The sequence below is a fragment of the Salinicola endophyticus genome (assembly GCF_003206575.1).
In the GTDB taxonomy this organism is placed as follows: Bacteria; Pseudomonadota; Gammaproteobacteria; order Pseudomonadales; family Halomonadaceae; genus Salinicola; species Salinicola endophyticus.
Genome location: NZ_PZJO01000001.1, coordinates 353,432 through 374,171, shown reverse-complemented (window position 1 = coordinate 374,171; position 20,740 = coordinate 353,432). Strand labels below are relative to the sequence as shown.

19 protein-coding genes are annotated in these 20,740 nt (G+C 69.1%); 11 read left to right on the top strand and 8 right to left on the bottom strand.

Annotated elements, in window-relative coordinates; genetic code table 11:
* Positions 1-80: 80 nt before the first annotated feature.
* The gene (locus tag DOM66_RS01655) at positions 81-518 is read left to right on the top strand and encodes a DUF4385 family protein (protein WP_110675258.1); all 438 of its coding nucleotides are present in this window, start codon (positions 81-83) and stop codon (positions 516-518) included.
* A gap of 47 nt (positions 519-565) precedes the next feature.
* Positions 566-1,357 (top strand): MOSC domain-containing protein, encoded by a 792-nt coding sequence (locus DOM66_RS01650; RefSeq protein WP_110689064.1) that lies wholly within the window; start codon positions 566-568, stop codon positions 1,355-1,357.
* A gap of 221 nt (positions 1,358-1,578) precedes the next feature.
* On the opposite strand, the gene DOM66_RS19420 is transcribed toward DOM66_RS01650, so the two are convergent.
* Entirely contained in the window at positions 1,579-1,776 is a 198-nt protein-coding gene (locus DOM66_RS19420; RefSeq protein ID WP_157958817.1) for a hypothetical protein, read from the bottom strand.
* 158 nt (positions 1,777-1,934) lie between these two features.
* Here DOM66_RS19420 and DOM66_RS01645 point away from each other — a divergent pair, with 158 nt between their 5' ends.
* Both DOM66_RS01645 and DOM66_RS01640 read left to right on the top strand, forming a co-directional pair.
* Entirely contained in the window at positions 1,935-2,579 is a 645-nt protein-coding gene (locus DOM66_RS01645) for a carbonic anhydrase (protein ID WP_110675256.1), read from the top strand.
* A gap of 42 nt (positions 2,580-2,621) precedes the next feature.
* Positions 2,622-4,205 carry a SulP family inorganic anion transporter gene (locus tag DOM66_RS01640; protein WP_110675255.1) on the top strand — a complete coding sequence of 528 codons (1,584 nt, stop codon included), beginning with the start codon at positions 2,622-2,624 and terminating at the stop codon, positions 4,203-4,205.
* A 125-nt stretch (positions 4,206-4,330) separates the two neighbouring features.
* Here the strand turns inward: DOM66_RS01640 and DOM66_RS01635 are convergent, their stop codons facing one another.
* Both DOM66_RS01635 and cra read right to left on the bottom strand, forming a co-directional pair.
* A complete protein-coding gene (locus DOM66_RS01635; protein ID WP_245392336.1) occupies positions 4,331-6,268 on the bottom strand; it encodes an alkaline phosphatase D family protein in 1,938 nt (645 codons plus the stop codon).
* A 21-nt stretch (positions 6,269-6,289) separates the two neighbouring features.
* Positions 6,290-7,270: a catabolite repressor/activator gene (cra, locus tag DOM66_RS01630; protein WP_110675253.1), complete on the bottom strand. Its 981-nt coding sequence runs from the start codon at positions 7,268-7,270 to the stop codon at positions 6,290-6,292.
* Between the two features lie 330 nt (positions 7,271-7,600).
* Between cra and ptsP the strand changes: the two genes are divergently transcribed.
* From ptsP to DOM66_RS01605, 5 genes are all read left to right on the top strand, one after another.
* A complete protein-coding gene (gene ptsP, locus DOM66_RS01625; RefSeq protein WP_110689062.1) occupies positions 7,601-10,489 on the top strand; it encodes a phosphoenolpyruvate--protein phosphotransferase in 2,889 nt (962 codons plus the stop codon).
* Positions 10,489-11,466: a 1-phosphofructokinase gene (gene pfkB, locus DOM66_RS01620; RefSeq protein WP_110689061.1), complete on the top strand. Its 978-nt coding sequence runs from the start codon at positions 10,489-10,491 to the stop codon at positions 11,464-11,466. Before ptsP ends, pfkB begins: the two co-directional genes overlap by 1 nt.
* Entirely contained in the window at positions 11,463-13,277 is a 1,815-nt protein-coding gene (locus DOM66_RS01615) for a PTS fructose-like transporter subunit IIB (protein ID WP_110689060.1), read from the top strand. Before pfkB ends, DOM66_RS01615 begins: the two co-directional genes overlap by 4 nt.
* Positions 13,278-13,479: 202 nt before the next feature.
* On the top strand, positions 13,480-14,241 hold the full coding sequence (locus tag DOM66_RS01610) for a class I SAM-dependent methyltransferase (protein WP_110689059.1): 762 nt from the start codon (positions 13,480-13,482) through the stop codon (positions 14,239-14,241).
* 88 nt (positions 14,242-14,329) lie between these two features.
* Positions 14,330-14,863, top strand: a complete 534-nt coding sequence (locus tag DOM66_RS01605; protein WP_110675248.1) for an O-acetyl-ADP-ribose deacetylase — start codon at positions 14,330-14,332, stop codon at positions 14,861-14,863.
* A gap of 22 nt (positions 14,864-14,885) precedes the next feature.
* Here the strand turns inward: DOM66_RS01605 and DOM66_RS01600 are convergent, their stop codons facing one another.
* The 4 genes from DOM66_RS01600 to folB all read right to left on the bottom strand — a co-directional run bounded on the left by DOM66_RS01600 (position 14,886) and on the right by folB (position 18,109).
* Entirely contained in the window at positions 14,886-15,578 is a 693-nt protein-coding gene (locus DOM66_RS01600) for a response regulator (protein ID WP_110689058.1), read from the bottom strand.
* Positions 15,578-17,050 (bottom strand): ATP-binding protein, encoded by a 1,473-nt coding sequence (locus DOM66_RS01595; protein WP_110675246.1) that lies wholly within the window; start codon positions 17,048-17,050, stop codon positions 15,578-15,580. The genes DOM66_RS01600 and DOM66_RS01595 overlap by 1 nt, the downstream gene beginning before the upstream one ends.
* 181 nt (positions 17,051-17,231) lie before the next feature.
* Positions 17,232-17,756 carry a 2-amino-4-hydroxy-6-hydroxymethyldihydropteridine diphosphokinase gene (gene folK, locus DOM66_RS01590; RefSeq protein ID WP_110675245.1) on the bottom strand — a complete coding sequence of 175 codons (525 nt, stop codon included), beginning with the start codon at positions 17,754-17,756 and terminating at the stop codon, positions 17,232-17,234.
* Entirely contained in the window at positions 17,756-18,109 is a 354-nt protein-coding gene (gene folB / locus DOM66_RS01585; protein WP_110675244.1) for a dihydroneopterin aldolase, read from the bottom strand. Before folB ends, folK begins: the two co-directional genes overlap by 1 nt.
* Before the next feature lie 186 nt (positions 18,110-18,295).
* Between folB and DOM66_RS01580 the strand changes: the two genes are divergently transcribed.
* The gene (locus DOM66_RS01580; RefSeq protein ID WP_110689057.1) at positions 18,296-18,973 is read left to right on the top strand and encodes a glycerol-3-phosphate acyltransferase; all 678 of its coding nucleotides are present in this window, start codon (positions 18,296-18,298) and stop codon (positions 18,971-18,973) included.
* 75 nt (positions 18,974-19,048) lie between these two features.
* Here the strand turns inward: DOM66_RS01580 and tsaD are convergent, their stop codons facing one another.
* Positions 19,049-20,077, bottom strand: a complete 1,029-nt coding sequence (gene tsaD, locus DOM66_RS01575) for a tRNA (adenosine(37)-N6)-threonylcarbamoyltransferase complex transferase subunit TsaD (RefSeq protein WP_110689056.1) — start codon at positions 20,075-20,077, stop codon at positions 19,049-19,051.
* Positions 20,078-20,516: 439 nt separating this feature from the next.
* Between tsaD and rpsU the strand changes: the two genes are divergently transcribed.
* Positions 20,517-20,732 (top strand): 30S ribosomal protein S21, encoded by a 216-nt coding sequence (gene rpsU, locus DOM66_RS01570; RefSeq protein ID WP_081919436.1) that lies wholly within the window; start codon positions 20,517-20,519, stop codon positions 20,730-20,732.
* Positions 20,733-20,740 lie beyond the last annotated feature (8 nt).

The window sequence follows — 20,740 nt, the reverse complement described above, 5'->3', positions numbered from 1 at the left end:
CTGTCGACGCACAGCCTGTCGATGTGATGCAGACGACCGCCTCGCCAGAGGCGGTCGTCCTGTTTTGAAGGAGAGCGAAGATGGCGTTTCCCGACAGCCGCATCGATTACCGCCGCCATCCCGAGGCCTACCGCATCGGTCGCGGCGAGCGGGGAGTATTCCACGTCCAGCCCTACAAGGACGAACTGCTGCCGCTGTGGGCGATCCGCAACGAGGCCGACGCCCGCGCAGCGGTGACGGCGCTCTCGGCGCGCTTTCGCGACTACCGCAACGATGGCGATTTCGTCGGCATGGACATGGCACGCAAGTATCTGCAGATGGGCTACACCCGGGCGCGCCGCTATGCCCGCTACCCCGGTGGACGCAAGCGCGACGCCCAGGGGCGCGCGCTCGCCCCGCGCGACGCCGATGCCGAGAAGGCACGCATCGCCGAACACTACCAGCGTGCACTCGATGCGGTGCGCGACGACACCACCTACAAGCGCGCCAAGCGCGCACATCAGCAGCGCCGCCGCTGATGCATCTTGACCTCTTGATGAGCTGATTTCCTGCCAGGAGCCCAACCATGCCTACGCTCTCCGCGATCTACCGCTACCCGATCAAGTCCACCGCCGGCGAGTCGCTGACACAGGCCCGGGTCGAGGAGGAGGGGCTGGTACTCGATCGCCGCTTCATGGCGATCAAGCCCGACGGCACCTTTCTCACCGCGCGCACCCACCCACAGCTGCAACGGGTGCGCGCGAGCTTCGACGGTGCTCGCCTGACGCTGACCCACGATAGCCTGTCGCCGCTCGATGTCGCCTGCGAGGCGTTCAGCGGCGAGGCGGTGACCACTCAGGTGTGGGGCGATGAGTTTTCCGCGCTGGCCACCCACGCCTCGCTCGACGCCTGGTTCAGCGAGGTGGCCGGCGAGCCGGCCCGCCTGCTGTGGCTGGGCGAGCGCTCGCCGCGCTACCGCGACAACATCGGGGTACGCGTGAGCTTCGCCGACGGCTACCCGCTGTTGCTGATCTCGCAGGCGTCGCTGGACGACCTTAACCAGCGCACCGATGGCACCCACGTGATGGCCCAGTTCCGTCCCAATCTGGTGGTGACGGGCACCGAGCCCTACGCCGAGGATGGCTGTCGGCGTGTGCGTATCGGCGAGGTGACGTTCCGTGTCGATGCCCCCTGCTCGCGCTGTGCCATGGTCACGGTGGATCCGGCGCGTGGCGAAAAGCGTGCCGACCGTGAGCCGCTCAAGGCGCTGGCGGGCTATCGCCGAGGTGAGCGCGGCAAGGTCTATTTCGGTCAGAACCTGGTGGCCGAGAATGCCGGTAGCGTGACTCTCGGCGATGCGCTGGTGGTACTCGAGTAGGGTAGAGGACACCACCGGCTCAGGGGTGCCTTCAACGGTGCCCCTTCACCCGGATGCACGCCGATGGACGAGCTGACATGAAGGTCGAATGGCCTGTTTCGATGAACGCGAGATGAATCGACGTGTCTACTCTACATTCATGTTTCCCCTCGAAAATCGGCGTCATAATGGGGGTGTCGTATTGTTCATGTTGGCGTCAGCTAATCGCGACTTCTGTTACATTATTTTTTATTAAATTTTAAACGTTCTTCTCTCCCTGCTGCCTGCATGAGTGCCCGATTCATGCGGTATTCATCTTGATGATATTTTCGAATCGAAAAGTCTCGAAATAATCCCGCTATTCCGTTTTTCGAGGCCAATTCGGCGCTGATTGTCGCTTCTCTTTCTGTCGTCATCGTTGGCGTCGAGTGCACAATCATTCACCTCACCTTACAAAATTTTCGGTGTGCAAATCGGTTAATGGTTGCCGTCGGCCTGGCTCTCCCGTTACGACTTTAGATGTAGCCGACGCCGCCATTTCAAGCATCGCCGCGGACGGCTCCTGTCATCGCCATTCAATCGCTGCCGAGGAGTTCCCATGCAATTCACCGACCGTCTGCTACTCGAGAACCGCGCCTGGGCCGCTGGCATGCAAGCCGCCGATCCGGAGATCTTCACGCGCCTGCATCAGGGCCAGGCACCGGGTGCCCTCTGGATCAGCTGCTGCGATAGCCGGGTACCCGCCGAGCAGATCTGCAACGCCAGCCCCGGCGAGCTGTTCATCCATCGCAACATCGCCAATCTGGTCAACGAGCACGACGCCAACGTGATGAGCGTGATCGAGTACGCCCTCAACGCCCTCGAGGTCGAGCACATCATCGTCTGCGGTCACCGCGGCTGCGGCGGTATCCAGGCTGCGATCAGCGGCGACGAGGCGTTGAACGCGCTGCCCCGGGTCGAGGCCCATGTCGGCCAGCTCAGGCAACTGGTGGCAGCCCACGCGAATGAACTGAACCGCTTCACCCGGCTCGGTGACAAGGTCGATCACGTGGTCGAGCTCAACGTTGCCGCCCAGGTCGAGCGCCTGGCCGGGCTGTCGCTGGTGCGCGAGAGCTGGGCGGCCCGACGTGCGCCGACCCTGCATGGCTGGGTCTACGACCTGGCCAGCGGCCAGATCGACGACGTGGTGAGCCGCGCCGCGACGGACGCCGATGCCGACGGCTGGCGCCGCGCGGCGAGCTGAGGCTGACGCCGACGACGGACACTCAAGGTCAAGGACAAGACAATGACGACTCAGACTTCTACCGACGCTCACGTGGAGCGTGCCGATACCCTCTCTCTGCGCCACCTGGGGCGCGATCTGCCCGCGGGCATCGTGGTCTTCCTGGTGGCGATTCCGCTGTGCCTGGGGATTGCGCTGGCCTCCGGCGCGCCGCCGCTGGCGGGGCTGGTGGCGGGCATGGTCGGCGGGCTGGTGGTGACACTGTTCAGCGGCTCGGCGCTCTCGGTCAGCGGCCCCGCCGCCGGGCTCACGGTGATCGTGCTCGATGCGATCGACACGCTCGGCAGCTTCTCGGCCTTTCTCACCGCGGTGATCCTGGCCGGGGTGCTGCAGCTGGCGATGGGGATCTTTCGGCTCGGGCGTATCGGCGCCTTCGTGCCGACCGCGGTGATCAAGGGCATGCTGGCGGGGATCGGCTTGATCCTGGTCCTCGGCCAGTTCCCCATGGCGCTGGGCCACCCCCTGGACGACATGCCGGCGATCACCGATCCGGTGGCACTGTTCAGCGACGTCGCGCCACTGGCGGTGGTGATCGCGCTGTTCAGTCTCGCCGTGCTGGTGCTTTGGGAGCAGCCGCTGATCAAGCGCCAGCGTTGGCTGAGCCTGGTGCCCGGGCCGCTGCTGGCGGTGCTCGGTAGTATCCTGATCGAGCGCCTGGTGGGCGGGGCGATGCCGGCGCTGGCGCTGGATGCGGCGCACCACGTGCAGCTCGGTGGGCTCAGTGGCCCCGGGGATCTGCTCGCCGAGATGACCCGCCCGACCCTGGGGGCGCTGGCCAACCCGGCGGTCTACACCGTGGCCATCACCATCGCCATCATCGCCAGCCTGGAAACCCTGCTCAGCCTGGAGGCGGTCGACAAGCTCGATCCGCTCAAGCGCCACTCGCCGCCGCATCGCGAGCTCAAGGCCCAGGGGATCGGCAACATGGTGTGCGGCCTGCTCGGCGCGCTGCCGGTCACCGCGGTGATCGTGCGCAGCTCGGCTAATGCCAATGCCGGCGGGCGCACGCGGATGGCGAGCCTGATCCACGGTGGGCTGCTGCTGGTGAGCGTCGCCTTCCTGGCGGTATGGCTGGAGCTGATCCCGCTGGCGACCCTGGCGGCGATCCTGCTGCACACCGGCTACAAGCTGGCCAAGCCGTCGCTGTTCATGGCCCACTACCGCGAGGGCATGCGCCGCTTCGTGCCGTTCACCGTGACGGTGGTGACGATCCTCGCCACCGATCTGCTGATGGGCGTGCTGGTGGGGCTGGTATGCAGCCTCTACTTCCTGCTGCAGTCCGGCTACCGCTCGGCGATCGCCCACACCCGGCGCGGTGACCATGTGCTGCTCAAGTTCCAGCAGGATGTGTCGTTTCTCAATCGCGAGGAGATGCGCCAGCACCTGGACGCCGTGCCCGACGGCGGCGAGCTGATCGTCGATGCCACCGGTGCCAACTACGTCGACCCGGATATCCGCGAGGATATCGCCCGCTTCATCGACAGCGCGCCGAGCCGCGGCATCGTGGTCGAACTGCGCGACGTCGAGGGCACCAGCGGCACCTATGGCGATCTCGATCGCGACGCCGCGCTGCTGCGCCCGGCCTGAGTGGCGACCGCCACACCGCCACGGTCGCGCCGCGACAGCCATCCTATACGCACCACCATCGCCGCCGGCTCGCCAGCCGGCGGCGATGACGTTGTGCGCCGGGCGCCCCTGAGGAGGCCGTGGTCTCAGCGAGTGTCGCGCTCGAAAGGGGTATCGACGTCATCGGCGCCCAGTTGCCTGACCTCGCTCGGCGCGCCCTCGGCGTCGAGCCGCACGTAGCCGATACCGGCGCGATTCCACAGCCGCTCCCCGTGGCTGGCGTGTGCCGGACGGTAGGGTTCGATCAGCATGCGCCGGCGCTTGGTCAGCCAGTTGAGCGGCGACCAGGGCGCGTAGAGCCAGCGGTTGAGACGGTCGAACCCGTCGAGCAGGGTGGCGGGGAAGGTGTTCTTGAGGCCGCTGCTGGTCACCTGCCACATCCGGGGGCTGTGGCGCCGCTGGCGCAGGGTGATGGCGTAGACGAAGGAGTAGTGGACGTCGCCGGAGAGGATCACGTAGCGCTGCGGCGTGCGGCTGTGGCGCAGGATGTTGAGCATGGTGTGGGCGGCGCCCGGGTGCGCCATCCAGTTCTCGGCATCCACCATCAGCGGCTTGCCCAGGGCGGTGAAGAGCCGCTGCACCCCTTCGATCAGCTTGACCCCGAAGATCGGCGCCGGCGAGACGATGATCACCGCCGACTGTTCGAGCAGATCCTGCTGAAACTCGCTCAACGCTTCCCAGTCCATCAGCCCCGAGGGGCGGTGGCGCTTGCGCTCGCTGCGCCAGCGCCGGGTGCGGGTATCCAGCACCACCAGGCGCGGCTGGGTATCCAGGGTGTAGCCCCAGCCGGTGAAGCGCAACAGCTGCGTGATCAGCTCGCCGTGGCGGGCGCAGTCGAGCCGGCCCTCGGCGTCGCGCTGGGCGAGCCAGTCGCGGGTCGCCGCCAGCGGTGCAGCCAGGCCGTCGGGGTCGTTGCCCCAGCCCTGGCACAGCAGGTAGGCGAGCAGTGCGTTGCCGACGATCCGCCGCGAGAAGGGGTGGCCGTAGACGGCGGCTTCCCAGGCCGCGGTCAGGTTCCAGTCGTCGGTGATGTCATGGTCGTCGAAGATCATCAGCGTCGGCAGATGCGCCAGCAGGCGCGCGACCTGCGGCAGCGTGGCGACGAAGTCATCGATGTGGCGCTGTTCGCGGCGGTAGCGCGCCTGCGCCGGGGCGTCGAGGGTGGGCATCTCGCGCGGGATCAGTTGCCAGGGTGTCGGCGACCACACCAGCAGATACATCGCCATCACCTCGGCAAAGGTGATCAGGTGGTTCTCGGCGCTGGCCGTGGTGAAGATTGGCTTGCGCTTGCCGCCGAAGAACTTCTCGCGCAGGGCGGCGTTCGACGTCGCCGCAGGGAGCAGCTCGTCGCGGTGGTAGTAGGTGTCGTCGCGGGCGTAGAGCGCCTCGCCGGTGGCGATCTCGGTACCTTCGAGGCACTCGTCGTAGAGCCCCAGCCGCGCGATCAGCGCATGGATGGCGGCGAGCATGGGGCCGGCGACGTCGTCGGCGTAGATCTGGTCACCGCTCAGGATCAGTGCTGCCGGGCGGGCGGCGGCGTCCTGGTGGCGTTCGCTCAGCCAGCGATCGCCGCGGGCCAGACCATCCGGGCCGGCGTGGTGGGGCTTGCGGCAGGAGCCGTGGAGCAGGGCGTCATGGCGTGTTCGCAGCACCAGGGTGGGCAGCGTCTCGCCGGGGTAGGCGAGCGCCGGGCCCCACTCGCGCAATGAACACCAGGCGCCGTGGCGATCGCGATAGGCCAGGTCGTAGGCGATCCGCGTCTCCTGGGGCAGCGGCGTCTCCAGCACCAGGTCGATCAGGTGACAGTGGGCGTGGTCGCCGACGGCCAGACAGGTGGTGGCCTCCGCGAGGTCGTGCGTGGGCGACGCGCCGTCGACGCTCAGGGTCAGCTGCAGGGCGAGCGGACGTGAAGCCACCAGCCACAGCACCAGGCGCTGGGGTTCGCAGCGTCGCAGCAGCGGGCCGACCAGGATATCGGGCAGGGTCTCTTGCATGAACGCTTCCAGCACGGGGTGGCGGGACATGGCTTGCGCGGATGAACGCGATCAGCGGCGGCGTTTGAGGGTTCGCTCGATCACTTCGAGCCCGGGGCGGTAGTCGCCGCGCACCGCCTGCAGCGCGCGTGCCAGCGCCTGGGCCGCGACGCGGTCGTGGTCCTGCGGCAGCGAGTTGACCCGGCACGGCAGGAAGTCGAGCAGGCGATCGTCGCCGAAGGTCGCCAGGCCCAGGTCTGCGGGCAGTTCGCCGCGCTCGAGCAGGGCATCGAGCAGCCCGTCCAGCAGGGTATAGGAGGCGGTGACGATAGCATCGGGTAGCCCCGATTCGTGCAGCAGCTGGCGCATGGCCGCGGCGCCGCTGGCACGATCGTAGCGCTCGGCGCTGACGCAGCGGTAGTCGCCGGTGAAGTCACTGCAGGCGTCGAGAAAGCCCTGGCGGCGCTCGGTGCTGATCGACAGCTGGGGCACGGCGTCGAACCAGACGATCTCGCGCACCTCGGGGACCAGTACCGAGCGCGTCAACGCCTCGCCGGCGCTGCGGCCGTTGGTCACCACGCTGATGAAGTAGCGCGGATCGAGCGGCCGGTCGACCGCGATCACCGGAAGCCCGGCGGCGAGCAGCTCAGCGTAGAAGTCGTCGTCCGGGGCCAGGCTGCTGGCGACGATCAGGGCGTCGCAGCGCTGGGCGCGCAGCGAGCGGGCCAGGGTGCGCTCGCGCTCGGGGTCGTCGTCGGAGCCGACGATCAAGAGCTGGTAGCCCTGGCTGCGCGCACCGTGCTCCAGGCGCTTGGCCAGGCGCGCATAGCTGCCGTTCTCCAGGTCGGGCACGATCAACCCCAGGGTGCGGCTATCGCCGCCGCGCAGCGCCGCGGCCTGGGCATCGATACGGTAGTCGTGGTCGCGGGCGACCGTCAGCACCCGCTCCACCGTGGCCTCGCTGATGCGCCGCGCGCGCGCCTGTCCGTTGAGGACATAGCTGGCAGTGGTGCGGGATACGCCTGCCAGGCGGGCGATATCGGCGAGCTTCATCACGGGGTCTCCGGGTCGTGCGAACGCTTGGCACCATAACCCGTCGCGGCGGGGCGGCCCAGCCCCGGGCATACGGTCGGTGTCGTGGACGGCGGCGTCCTGCGAAGGTCTAGCTTGTCAAACGCCGGCGTAACGACGAGCATAACGCCATTAGGTGACACGATTCAGCTCATTCTGATCGACGCCGCGGCCGGGCTCGAGATCGCGGCGTCGGCCCCGCGCTTGCCGGCGGTGATCGTCGCGTCCAGAGCGACAGCGGTGACGCCGCCGACCGCGACTGAGTAGAGTGGGCTCTGAGCGTCGCCAACACCGCTTCCGGGAGAGACCGACATGCTGACCCTCACGCCGCAAGATGCGGCCCTCGACTGCCGCGCCGACGGCTGGCAGGACGCCCTCGACCAGGCCGCGGCGTCGCTCCATCAGGCCGGGCTGGTCGAACCCGCCTATCGCGATGCACTGCACGCCCGTGAGGCCCAGGGCTCGACCTATCTGGGCAGCGGCATCGCGATTCCCCACGGCACGCCGGAGAGCCGCAGCCAGATCCACCACACCGGCGTGCGGCTGCTGCAGTTCCCGCAAGGGGTCGAGTGGCACGATGGCAATCGCGTCTATCTGCTGGTGACCATTGCTGCCTCCAGCGACGAGCACCTCGACGTGCTGCGTCAGCTGACCCATGTGCTCGACGCCGAAGGGGTCGCCGAGCGCCTGGCCGCCGCCGACAGTGCCGAGGAGATGATCGCGCTGCTGTCGCGTCCGCGGCCCAAGGCGCGCCTGGATGCCGACACCCTGTGTCTCAACTTCCCCGCCCGCGACCGCTTCGAGCTGGCGCTGGCAGCGGCGGCACGGCTGCGCCAGGCGGAGTGTGTCGATGCCAGCTTCGTCGCGGCGATCAACACCCAGGAGCCGGTCGCCCTGGGGCAGGGCCTGTGGCTGGTCAGCGCCGACTGCGGCGTCAAGCAGCCGGCGCTCTCGCTGGCGACGCCGGAGCGCGCCTTCAGCGGCCCGCGCGGGCCGGTCAACGGCGTGTTCTGCGTGGCGGCCCTCGATGACGCCCACCGTGATCTGCTGGCGCGCCTTGCCGATCTGCTCGACAGCGGGCAGGGCGAGGCGCTGGTGGATGCCGACGCCGACGGGGTGCTGATGCGTCTCTCCGGTGAGTCGAGCAGTGCCCAGACCGCCCGGGTCACCCTGCTCAACGCCCATGGCCTGCACGCGCGGCCGGCCAAGCTGCTGGTGCAGACGGCGCGCGAACAGGCGCTGCCGGTGCGTGTGCGCCTGCTCGAGGGCAGCGCCGAGTCGGTCTCGGCGGCGAGTCTGACCAAGGTGATCGGGCTCGGCGCGCGGCGCGGCCAGACGCTGATCTTCTCCGCCGAAGGCGAGGGCGCCGAGACGGCGTTGGCTGCGATGGTCGCGGCGGTGGAGAGCGGGCTGGGCGAGGCGGTGAGGCCGCTCGCCGAGGCCGCCGCCGCTGGTGCCAGCCGCGCCGCCCGGCGCGAGGTCGAGGCGCCGCTCGAACCGCTCGAGGATGATGGCGTGCTGCCGGCCACCGCCGCCTCGCCGGGCCTGGCGATCGCTCCGGCCTATGTGATGCGCGCGCCGGACTTCGATTACCCCGAGCGCGCCCGCGACCTGGCCGCCGACAAGCAGGGCCCGGCGGAGCGCCAGCGTGAACGCCTGCAGGCAGCGCTCGACGAAGCGCGGCGCCAGCTGCAGGCGCTGATCGGCACCGCCAAGGGCGGTGACGTGGCCGAGATTCTCTCCATGCACGCCGAGATGCTCGACGACCCGGAGCTGCACGAGGCGGCGTTCGAGGGCATGCGTGATGGCCTCAGCGCCGAGGCGGCCTGGTGGCAGGCGATCGATACCGCGGCCCGCGCCCAGGAAGTGCTGGCCGACCGCCTGCTGGCCGAGCGGGCCGCCGACCTGCGCGATGTCGGCCGCCGGGTGCTCGGCGTGCTGTGCGGGGTGGAGCTGCCGACACCGCCGCAACGCCCCTATATCCTGGTCACCGACGATATCGGCCCCTCCGACGTGGCGCGGCTGGATACCGCCCAGGTGCGCGGGCTGCTCACCGCGCGTGGCGGCGCCACCTCGCACAGCGCGATCCTGGCGCGGGCGCTGGGCATCCCCGCGGTGGTCGGCGCCGGCGAGCGGGCGCTGACCCTGAACAACGACGACGACCTGATCCTCGACGGCGATCTCGGGCGTGTCATCGTGCGTCCCTCCGCCGAGCGCCGCGACCGTGCCGAACTGCGGCTCAAGGAGCTCGAACGCCTGCGCCGTGAGGCCCACGGGGCGCGCTTCGAAGAGGGGCGCACCGCCGACGGCAAGCGGATCGAGGTCGCCGCCAACCTGGGCAATACCGCCCACGCCGCCGACGCGGTGGAGCAGGGCGCCGAGGGCGTGGGGCTGCTGCGCACCGAGTTCATCTTCATGGCGCATCCGGAAGCCCCCGATCTGGAGACCCAGATCGGCGAGTACCGGCGCGCCTTCGACGCCCTCGACGGACGCCCGCTGGTGGCGCGTACTCTGGACGTGGGCGGTGACAAGCCGCTGCCCTACTGGCCGGTGCCGGCCGAGGACAATCCCTTCCTCGGCCTGCGCGGGCTGCGCCTGGCGCTGACCCGGCCCGAGGTGCTCGAGACCCAGCTGCGGGCGCTGTTGACCGCCGCTGGTGAACGCCCGTTGCGGATCATGTTCCCGATGGTCAAGGACGTCGACGAGTACCGCCAGGCGCGTGCCATCGTCGACCGCCTGCAGGCGGAGATCGGCGCCGGCGACGTCCAGGTCGGGGTGATGATCGAGATTCCCTCGGCGGCGCTGCTGGCGCCTAGCCTGGCCGCCGAGGTCGACTTCTTCTCCATCGGCACCAATGACCTGACCCAGTACACCCTGGCGATCGACCGCGGCCACGCGACCCTCTCGGCCCAGGCCGACGGCCTGCACCCGGCGGTACTGCGACTGATCCAGATGACGGTGGATGCCGCCCATGCCGAGGGCAAGTGGGTCGGGGTGTGCGGCGAGTTGGGCTCGGATGCCGCCGCGGTGCCGGTACTGGTGGGGCTGGGCGTCGACGAGCTGTCGGTCTCGGTGCGCCAGGTGCCGATGGTCAAGGCGCGCCTGCGCGGCATCACCCAGGAGAGCGCCCAACACCATGCGCGCACCGCCCTGGCCCAGGCTACCAGCCAGGCCGTGCGCGATGCCCTGGAGGCGCTCTGATGGCGAGTGCACACGAGATTCTGGTGGTGACCCTCAATCCGGCACTGGACCTGTCGATCGGGCTGCCGGCGCTGACCCTGGGGGCGGTCAACCGCACCCAGTCGAGCCAGCTGGCGGCCGCCGGCAAGGGGCTCAACGTGGCCCGGGTGCTGGCGGCGCTGGGCCATCGCGTGACGCTCTCCGGGCTGCTGGGGGGCGACAACGACGCTCCTTTCGTGGCCGCCTGCGCCCAGGCGGGGATCGAAGATGCCAGCCTGCGCCTGCCGGGCGAGACGCGCATCAACGCCAAGATCGCCGAAGACGACGGCCGCGTGACCGATATCAACGGCCCTGGGCTGCACGTGTCTTCCGAGGCGCTCGAGGCGCTGCACCAGCGTCTCTCGGCACACTGCCGCGAGCGGGCACCAGGGGCGGTGGTTCTCACCGGTAGCCTGCCGCCGGGCGTCACCGCGGCGGATTTCGCCGCGCTGGTGGCCATGCTCAAGGCCACCGGCGTGGCGGTCTGGGTGGATACCAGCGGGCCGGCGCTGGAGGCTGCGCTGGCGGTGCCGCCCAGCGCAGTGAAGCCCAACGAGCATGAGCTGGCAGCCTGGGCCGGCGCCACGCTCGACACCCGCGAGGCGCAGTGCGAGGCGGCGCGGCGGCTGCATCGGGCAGGCGTCGAGGAGGCGCTGCTGTCGCTCGGCGGCGAGGGCCTGATCTGGGTCAGCCGACGCGGCGAGTGGCTGGCCGAGCCGCCTCGGGTGACCGTGGTCAACACCGTGGGTGCCGGCGACACCCTGGTCGCCGGCATGCTCCACGGCATCCTCGACGGCCAGCCGCCGGCACAGGTGCTGCGCTTCGCCACTGCGCTGGCCGCGGACGCAGTAAGGCATGTCGGTGTGGGTCGGCCCGAGGCCGCAGATTTTTCCGAACTACTTCAAAAAACGCGCGTGCAGCGGCTCGACGAGACGACGCACGCGGGGGAGAGCGCATGAATGTCATTCTGATTACCGCCTGCCCCAGCGGCATGGCGACGACCTTCCTGGGTGCGCGGCGGCTCGAACAGGCCGCCAAACGGCTGGGCTGGCAGGTGTCGGTGGAGATGCACGGCGAGCTGGAGGCGGTGACCCCGGTCTCCGCCGAGGCCATCGCGGCGGCCGAGCTGGTGGTGGTCGCGGCCGAGAGCGTGCCTCAGCCACAGCGCTTCGACGGCAAGCGGCTGTTCCGCGCGCCGATCCATCAGGCGCTGCCCGATCCGGATGCCTTCCTCGAACGCGCCGCGCGCGAGGCGGCGACCTTCGAGGCCGCCACCGCTGGTGACAGCGCGGCGGCAGCGACCTCGCCCCAGGCCGCGGCCAGCGCCGGCCAGCGGCGCATCGTCGCGGTGACCGCCTGCCCCACCGGGGTGGCGCACACCTTCATGGCGGCGGAGGCCCTGGCCCAGGCGGGCAAGGCGATGGGGCACGCGATCCATGTCGAGACCCAGGGCTCGGTGGGGGCGCAGAACGCGCTGACTGCCGACGACATCGACGCCGCCGACGTGGTGGTGCTGGCCTGCGATATCGAGGTCGACGACACCCGCTTCGCCGGCAAGCCGATCTACCGCACCTCCACCGGTGCCGCACTCAAGCAGCCCAAGCAGACTCTGGAGACGGCGCTGGCCGAGGCCCAGGTCGAGTCGAGCGGCGCGCCCAAGAGCGGCAGCGCAGGGGCCGGCGGCGGTGCGCGCAAGAGCGCCAAGGAGCGTGGCCTCTACAAGCACCTGCTGACCGGGGTGTCGTTCATGCTGCCGATGGTGGTGGCGGGCGGTTTGTGTATCGCGCTCTCGTTCGTGTTCGGGATCAAGGCCTTCGAGCAGGAGGGCACCCTGGCCGCGGCGCTGATGCAGATCGGCGGCGGCACGGCGTTCAAACTGATGGTGCCGGTGCTGGCCGGCTATATCGCCTACTCGATCGCCGACCGCCCCGGCATCGCCCCGGGCATGATCGGCGGTATGCTGGCCTCGACCCTGGGCGCCGGCTTCATCGGCGGGATTCTCGCCGGTTTCCTGGCCGGTTATTCGGCGTCGGCGGTGACCCGCTACGTCAAGCTGCCGGCGAGCGTCGAGTCGCTCAAGCCGATCCTGATCATCCCGCTGCTGGCGAGCCTGTTCACCGGCCTGGTGATGATCTACGTGGTGGGCACGCCGGTGGCGGCGATCCTCGCCGGGCTGACCCAGTTCCTCAATAACATGGGCTCCACCAATGCGGTGCTGCTGGGGATGCTGCTGGGCGCGATGATGTGCTTCGACATGGGCGGCCCGGTCAACAAGGCGGCCTACACCTTCGGCGTCGGTCTGCTCTCCACCGAGACCTACATGCCGATGGCGGCGATCATGGCCGCCGGCATGGTGCCCCCGATCGCCATGGGCATCGCTACGCTGCTGGCGCGGGGCAAGTTCTCGCAGCCGGAACGCGAAGCGGGCAAGGCCTCCTTCGTGCTGGGGCTTTGCTTCATCACCGAGGGGGCGATCCCGTTCGCCGCCAAGGACCCGCTGCGGGTGATTCCGCTGGCGATGATCGGCGGCGCGGTCACTGGTGCGCTGTCGATGTGGTTCGGGATCAAGCTGATGGCGCCCCACGGCGGCCTGTTCGTGCTGCTGATCCCCAACGCGGTCAACATGGCGCTGCTCTATCTGGTCGCCATCGCCGCCGGGTCGCTGGTCACCGGGATCGGCTATGCGCTGCTCAAGCGCGGCGAGAGCGAGCTGCCGGCGGTCGCCGACGAGGGCACTGGCGCCCTCGGCAGCGGCCAGCGCGCCGGCTGAGGCCGAGCGCGGTTCGCGGTATCGACGCCGGCGCCCTGCGCCGGCGTCTTGCGTTTCAGGGGGGCGCTGTCACTACTGCCATGCGCTACCCTATAGCCTTGCGCTCAGGCGAAGAGGCTATCTGCCATAGGGGCGCCATAGCGGTGCGTGGGTGGCTGTATGCCTGACGCCACCCTGCCAATCCCGAACCCGGGCCCATCCGATGAAGCAGAATATCTACGACAATCCCGATTTCTTCAGTGGCTACATGGCGCTTCGCGAGCGCGAAGGCGGTCTCAATGCTGCCCTCGAAGAGCCCGCCGTCCGGCGTCTGCTGCCCACGCTGAACGGCCTGGATGTCCTCGATCTTGGCTGCGGTTTCGGCAAGTTCTCCGGCTACTGCCTGGGACAGGGCGCGCGGCGCTACGTTGGCGTCGATATCTCGGAAAAGATGATCGCCGAGGCGAGACGGCACTATCGGGACGAGCGCATTCGTTTCCAGGTGAGCGCCCTGGAGGACGCCGAGTTCGACGCCGAGGCCTATGATGTGGCGGTAGCTTCGATGTGTCTGCACTACGTCGAAGACCTCGGACGTGTCATGGATAAAGTCGCCGCCGCCTTGCGGCCCGGCGGGCTTCTCGTACTCTCGGTGGAGCATCCGGTTTGCACCGCGCTGCTCGCTGGCTGGCACGACTCGGCGCAAAGACCACGACTGCACTGGCCGGTAGACGACTATTTCCTCGAGGGACGGCGCGCGACCACCTGGTTCGTCGATGGCGTGATCAAATATCACAGGACGCTAGAGACCTATCTGGGCACGGCGCTGGCGGCCGGACTGTCGATCGCCCGGGTTCTCGAGCCTCAGCCCACGGCGGAGGCCCTCGCGGCGCAGCCACGGCTGGCCGAACATCTCAGGCGTCCGCCGATCCTGGTCATGGCGTTCGACAAGCAGTCGCAGGAGAGCAAACAGCCTCAGGGCCGATAGCCGGCCTGGCGTCGGGCGCTGGTGCCGTGTTGGTCGTGGGGCGAGGTCGGGGCTAGAGTGAGGACGACAGCCTTCAGAGGAGGTCGCGATGCAGATTCACCACCGCCAGGGGCGCCTCTCGGTCGCCGAGGGCGATATCACCCGTTTCGACGGCGATGCCATCGTCAACGCGGCCAACCGCAGCCTGCTGGGGGGCGGTGGCGTCGATGGTGCGATTCACCGTGCGGCCGGGCCGCAGCTGCTCGAGGCGTGTCGAGAGCTGCGACGCACGATCTGGCCGGACGGGTTGCCGGTGGGCCAGGTGGCGCTGACCCCCGGCTTTCGGCTGCCGGCAGAGTACGTCGTCCATACCGTCGGGCCGGTGTATGCCGAGTCCGAGGAGCCGCGCGGGCAGCTCGCCGCCTGCTACCGCAACGCCCTGGCGCTGGCCGCCGATCAGGGCTTCACGCGGCTGGCCTTTCCCGCCATCTCCACCGGGGTCTACGGCTACCCGAGCGCCGAGGCGGCGAGAGTGGTCGCCGACGTGATGCGCGAGCGTCTCCCCCAACTGCCGGCCCTCGAGGTCACCTTGATGTTCTTCTCCGCGGCGGACGCCGAGACCTTCGTGCAGGCGGCCAGTTGAGCGTGTCGTCACCGCGCCGCCTTCACTCCTCCGGCTGGTACTTGTAGCCGACGCCGTAGACCGAGCGGATGATGTCGCGTTCGGGCCAGATGTCGGCGATCTTGCGCCGCAGCTTCTTGACGTGGCTGTCGACGGTGCGCTCGGAGACGATGCGGTGGTCGCGGTACATGTGATCCATCAGCTGATCGCGGGAGAAGATCCGCCCGGGGCTCTGCATCATCACCTTGAGCAGCTGGAATTCGACCGCGGTCAGGCCCAGATCCTGGCCGCCGGCCAGGGCGCGCCAGCCATCCTCGTCGAGCACCAGGCGCTCCTCCTCGGCCAGCTCCGTCTCGGCGCCTGCCGCGCCGTGGGTGCGGCGCAGCACCGCCTTGACCCGGGCGACCACCTCGCGCGGGCTGAACGGCTTGCAGATATAGTCGTCCGCACCCAGCTCCAGCCCCAGCAGGCGGTCGACCTCCTCGACCCGGGCGGTGAGCATGATCACCGGCAGCGCCGGGTAGCGCTCGCGAATCTGACGGCACAGGGTGAGGCCGTCGGTGCCCGGCAGCATCAGATCGAGCAGGACCAGCATCGGCGTCTGCTCGGCGAGCCACTCCATCACCGCGTTGCCGTGGTCGATATGGTCCGAGGCGTAGCCGCTCTTGGAGAGGTAGTCGGCGATCAGCCGCGCGATCTTGGGTTCGTCCTCGACGATCAGAATGGTGTCGTTCATCAAGCCGGCTCCTTGTCGGATGGCGTCGTTGCCATCTCCAGCGGAAAGGATAGGGTCCAGCGCAGCCCGCCGAGGGGCGAGCGCGAGGGTACCAGGGTGCCGCCCTGGGCCTCGATCAGGGCGCTGGCGATCGACAGTCCCAGGCCGCTGCCACCGCTGCGGCGGTTGCGCGACCCCTCCACCCGGTAGAGACGCTCGGTGAGCCGCGGCAGATCGCTCTCGGCCACGCCGGGGGCGGTGTCCTCCCAGATCACTTCGGCGTGGCGGGCCCGGCACCTCAGGCTGACCCGCAGCGAGCCGGGGCTGTCGGTGTAGGCGATGGTGTTGGAGAGCAGGTTGTCCCACAGCTGGCGCAGGCGCTGGCTATCGGCGCGCACCAGGGCAGGCTCGGTCTCCAGGGTCAGCGTCAGGCCGCGACTCTCCAGGCGCAGGCGGCTGTCGTCGAGACGCTGAACCAGTGAATCCTCGAGGTCCAGCGGGATCAGATGCATGTCGAGCGCCCCGGCATCGCTCTGGGCCAGCAGGCGCAGGTCCTCGACCAGATGGCCGAGCTGGTCCACCTCCTGCTGCAGCGAGCCCAGGTTGTCCACGCTCAGCTCGCGCACGCCGTCCTGCATCGCTTCGATCTCGCCGCGCAGCACCGCCAGCGGAGTGCGCAGCTCATGCGCGATATCGGCCACCCAGCGCTGGCGCGCGCGGCGGTTGGCCTCCAGCGTTTCGGCCAGCTGGTTGAAGTCGGCGGAGAGGCTGGAGAGCTCGTCGCGGCCGCGCTCGGAGAGGCGCACGCTGTAGTCGCCCAGGGTCAGCCGGCGGGTAGCCAGGGTCATGTGGCGGGCGCGGCGCCCCAGCCACCAGGCCAGCCCGCTGGCGAGCAGCAGCGAGGCCAGGAACAGCGAGCCGACGATGATCATCAGGTTGCGCTGCTGGCGGTCGAGAAAGATCTGGTCCATGCGCGCCATCAGCCGCTCCGGCGGCAGGTAGCCGAGCTGGCCGACGGTCTTGTCGCCGCTGCGGATGGGCACGAAGTGCGGCTCCGGCGGCGGCGGCAGGTTGGGATCGCGCTGCGGCGGCGGGTCGAGCAGCGGCTCGCCGATCACCGGATTGCTCAGCTCGTCGAGCAGCACATAGCCGCGGGCATCGCTCAGCTCGCGATCGATGCCGCTGGGCGGGCGGCGCTCGCTCGACCACAGCTGGCTGCGCACCAGGCTCTGCCAGGCGCGCGGATTGTCGCGCAGCCAGCGCCAGCTGCCGCGGCTCGCCCACTGCTCGCCGAGGGCGTTGGCCAGGGTCTCCGCGCGGGAGGCCTGACTGCGTTCGAGATAGCTGACGAAGCCCTGGTCGAGGCTGCGCGAGACGAACACGAAGACGAGGCCGCTGATCAGCACGTTGGTCAACAGGATGATGACGAAGAGCTTGAGGCTGAGTCGTGACAGGCGCGGCCAGTCGCGCGGGCTTTTGAGGGTTAGCGCCATGGGGTCGGTTTTTTTCACGAACCGGGGAGACCTCGTCAGTATGCCGCTGCGCGATGCAGCGATGATCCAGCCAATGGGTAAAGATCGTGGAGATCACCGTCGCCGGCGGGTGTGGCGATCGGGACGATTGTGACGTGTCCGGCGCTGGCGTGCATCTGGGCTGACGCCAGCGTCGGTCGCGTCAGTCGGGCGCCGATATCTCGCGGCCGTGCCAGGTGAAGGCGACCGCCCAGTGCGGCTGCGTGCTGGCATCGAAGCGCGCCCACAGCTCGGCGAAGGTGAGGCCCAGGGTGGGATGGCGCTGCTCGGGCAGCAGCTCTGCCAGCGGATGCAGCACGAAGGCGTAGCGCGCGACATCCGCCCGCGGCAGGGCAGTGTCGCCGTAGCGCCCGCACGCCTCGCCCCACAGCAGCAGGTCGATGTCTAGGGTGCGCGCGATCTGCTTGGTGGGCCCGGCGGGGCGGCCGTGGTCCTGTTCGATCGTCTTGCAGCGGGCGTTGAGCGCATCGGGCGCGAGCGGGGTGTCGAACGCCACCACCAGATTGTAGAAGTCGCGCGGGTCGCTGAAGCCCACCGGCGGACTCTCGAACACCCGCGAGACGCGCAGTGTCGCCGGATCGGCGAGTGCTGCCAAGGCGTCCAGGGCGCCGACCAGATGGCGCTGACGCTCGATGCTGCTGCCGAGTCCGAGTACCGCCAGCGGCATCAGCCGGCCTCGCGCTCGATGCGCACGCCCACCGCGCGGGCGCTGGCGACGGCGCCGGGCTTGCGCACGGTCAGGCGCAGGCGGCGCACGCCGAATTCGGCGATCACCAGTTGGGCCACGCGCTCGGCAAAGGTCTCGACCAGGCCATGGGCGTTGTCGGCGGCATAAGTGGTGAGACGCTCGCAGATGGCGGCGTAGTCGAGGGTGTGGGTGAGATCGTCGTCGCGTGCCGCGGCACGGATGTCGGTGGTGAGTTCGAGGTCGAGCTCCAGCCGCTGCTGCACGTGGCGCTCCCACTCGTAGACGCCGATGACGGTCTCGACGCGCAGCCCTTCGATCAGTACTTCATCCATCCTGGTTCGGTCCACATCCGGTTGATTCGGTCCACGCGCCGCCGGTGGGGACACATCGGCGGCCTCTACGACGAGCCGGGATGCCACGTGATGGGCTCGCGAGCGTCGATTGTACGTCATGAGAGTGGCAGAATCAGGGCTCGCGTCGTCCGCGACCCAAGCCGATCGTCCACTGCCGGAGGGCGGATGCCGTCATCCACGCTCATCACCATCGCGCTGGCCTCAGCCGGCTATCTCAGCGGCTCGCTGCTGGGGGCGATCTGGGTCTGCCGGCTGTGGGGCCTGGGCGACCCGCGCCGGGCCGGCTCCGGCAATCCCGGCTTCTCCAACGTGCTGCGCGCGTTCGGCTGGCGCCCGGCGCTGGCGACACTGGTGATCGACGCAGGCAAGGGCATGCCGGTGCTGTGGCTGGCTGGCAGCGCGTCGCTGTCGGTGTGGGCGCAAGGACTGGTGGGGCTGGGCGTGCTGCTCGGTCACAGCTGCCCGGTCTGGCATCGCGGCCACGGCGGCAAGGCGGTGGCCAGCGCCTTCGGCGTGCTGCTGATGCTGGCGACCCCGGTGGCGCTGATCTGCGCCGGCTGCTGGTTCCTGCTTGCCTGGCGGGTGCGTACCGCGGCGGTAGCCTCGCTGGCCACGGCGCTGATCGCACCGCTGCTGAGCTACTGGCTGGTACCGCCGATGAGCGGGGTGATCTGCGTCTTCTCGACCCTGGTGCTCATCCGCCACGCCTTCAATATCCGTACCTGGCGCGAGCGCCGTCGCGAGACCGTCGCGCCGGCGCTGGCCGACCCGCTCGACGAGGAGGACGCGCTCGAGGATCGGCGTGACGCCCGCCCGGGCCGCCGGCGGGCCGGCGGCGACTAGGTTCTGTACGAAAAGTCAGCGAGTGCAGGTAGTTTTCGTACAAAACCTAGCCAGGCCCTGCGGCGACGCGGGGAATCAGGGCTGCGGCGGGGTGAGTTCGGCCAGTGGCCAGCGCGGCCGCGGCTGGGGGGTATCGCTGCGCTGCCCGGCGAGCAGGCGCTGGGCGCCGGCGTAGGCGATCATCGCGCCGTTGTCGGTGCAGAAGCGCCCACGCGGGTAATAGGCGCGGGCGCCGCGCTTGGCCAGCGCCGCATCCAGGGTCGCGCGCAGCCGGCGGTTGGCACTGACCCCACCGGCCACCACCAGGCGCTGGCGCCCGCTCGCCTCGAGCGCGCGGCGGCACTTGATCACCAGGGTATCGACCACCGCATCCTCGAAGGCGCGGGCGACATCGGCGCGTGCCTGGGCGTCCAGCGCCGCTTGCTGCTCCAGGGTGCGCAGCGCGGTCAGGGTGTGGGTCTTGAGACCGGAGAAGCTGAAATCGAGACCCGGGCGGTCGGTCATCGGGCGCGGGAAGCGGAAACGGCTGCTGTCGCCCTGTTCGGCCAGGGCCGCCACCTGGGGGCCGCCGGGGTAGGGCAGATCGAGCATCTTGGCGACCTTGTCGAAGGCTTCGCCGGCGGCGTCGTCGACCGACTCGCCGAGCAGGCGGTAGTCGCCCAGCCCGCGCACATCGACCAGCTGGGTATGGCCGCCGGAGACCAGCAGCGCCACGAACGGAAAGTCCGGCGCCTCCGGCTCCAGCATCGGCGCCAGCAGGTGCCCCTCCATATGGTGCACGCCGAGGATCGGCACCGCGAGCGCCCGGGCCATGCCGTGGGCGGTGCAGGCGCCGACCATCAGCGCACCGACCAGCCCCGGGCCGGCGGTATAGGCGATGGCGTCGATGTCGCCCTTGATCAGGCCGGCATCCGCCAGCACCTGATCGATCAGCGGCAACAGCTTGCGGGTGTGGTCGCGGGAGGCGAGCTCCGGCACCACGCCGCCGAACTCTGCGTGCAGCGCGATCTGGCTGTAGAGTGCATCCGCCAGCAGACCCTGCTCGCTGTCGTAGAGGGCCACGCCGGTTTCGTCACAGGAGGTTTCGATGCCCAGCACGCGCATGGTCGAGGGTTCCGTCGCTAATCAAAAAGGGGGATGCCAAGGCGCGCTATTCTACGCGCTGGCGGTGGGCTTTGCATGGTCCCGCGAGCGTGTCAGCGCAGCCACACGGGTATCCGCACGTGGCCGGGCGTGGAGCCACAGGCGTAGAGAGAGGTGGGGCGGCAGCCACTCGAACCGCCCGGCGTCGGTCTGGAAAAGTCATTTGCAAAGCGTGAAGACGGACACTAGAATACGCTGCTCTGCAGGACTGGGTCGTGCGCTCTAACGCCCCTTGAGCGGTCTCCAAACGGGTTTTCCGGTGGGAGACTCCGCAAGAGGCGGATCCGGGATTGCGACGCGGCACACCCTCAGGGTGAGCCGTAGCGCCGTCTGAATCCCCTCGGATCATCATGGGCGTGCGTTCAAACCGAACTCAATTCCCAAGGTAGGTGAGTGCTTAATGCCTTCTGTCAAAGTACGTGATAACGAGCCGTTCGACGTCGCGCTGCGTCGCTTCAAACGTTCCTGCGAAAAAGCAGGGATCCTGTCTGAAGTCCGCCGTCGCGAAACTTACGAAAAGCCCACTTCCGTGCGCAAGCGTAAAGCTGCCGCGGCCGTGAAGCGTCACGCCAAGAAGCTCCAGCGTGAGCGTAAGCGCTTCGAACGCTTGTATTGATCCGTACT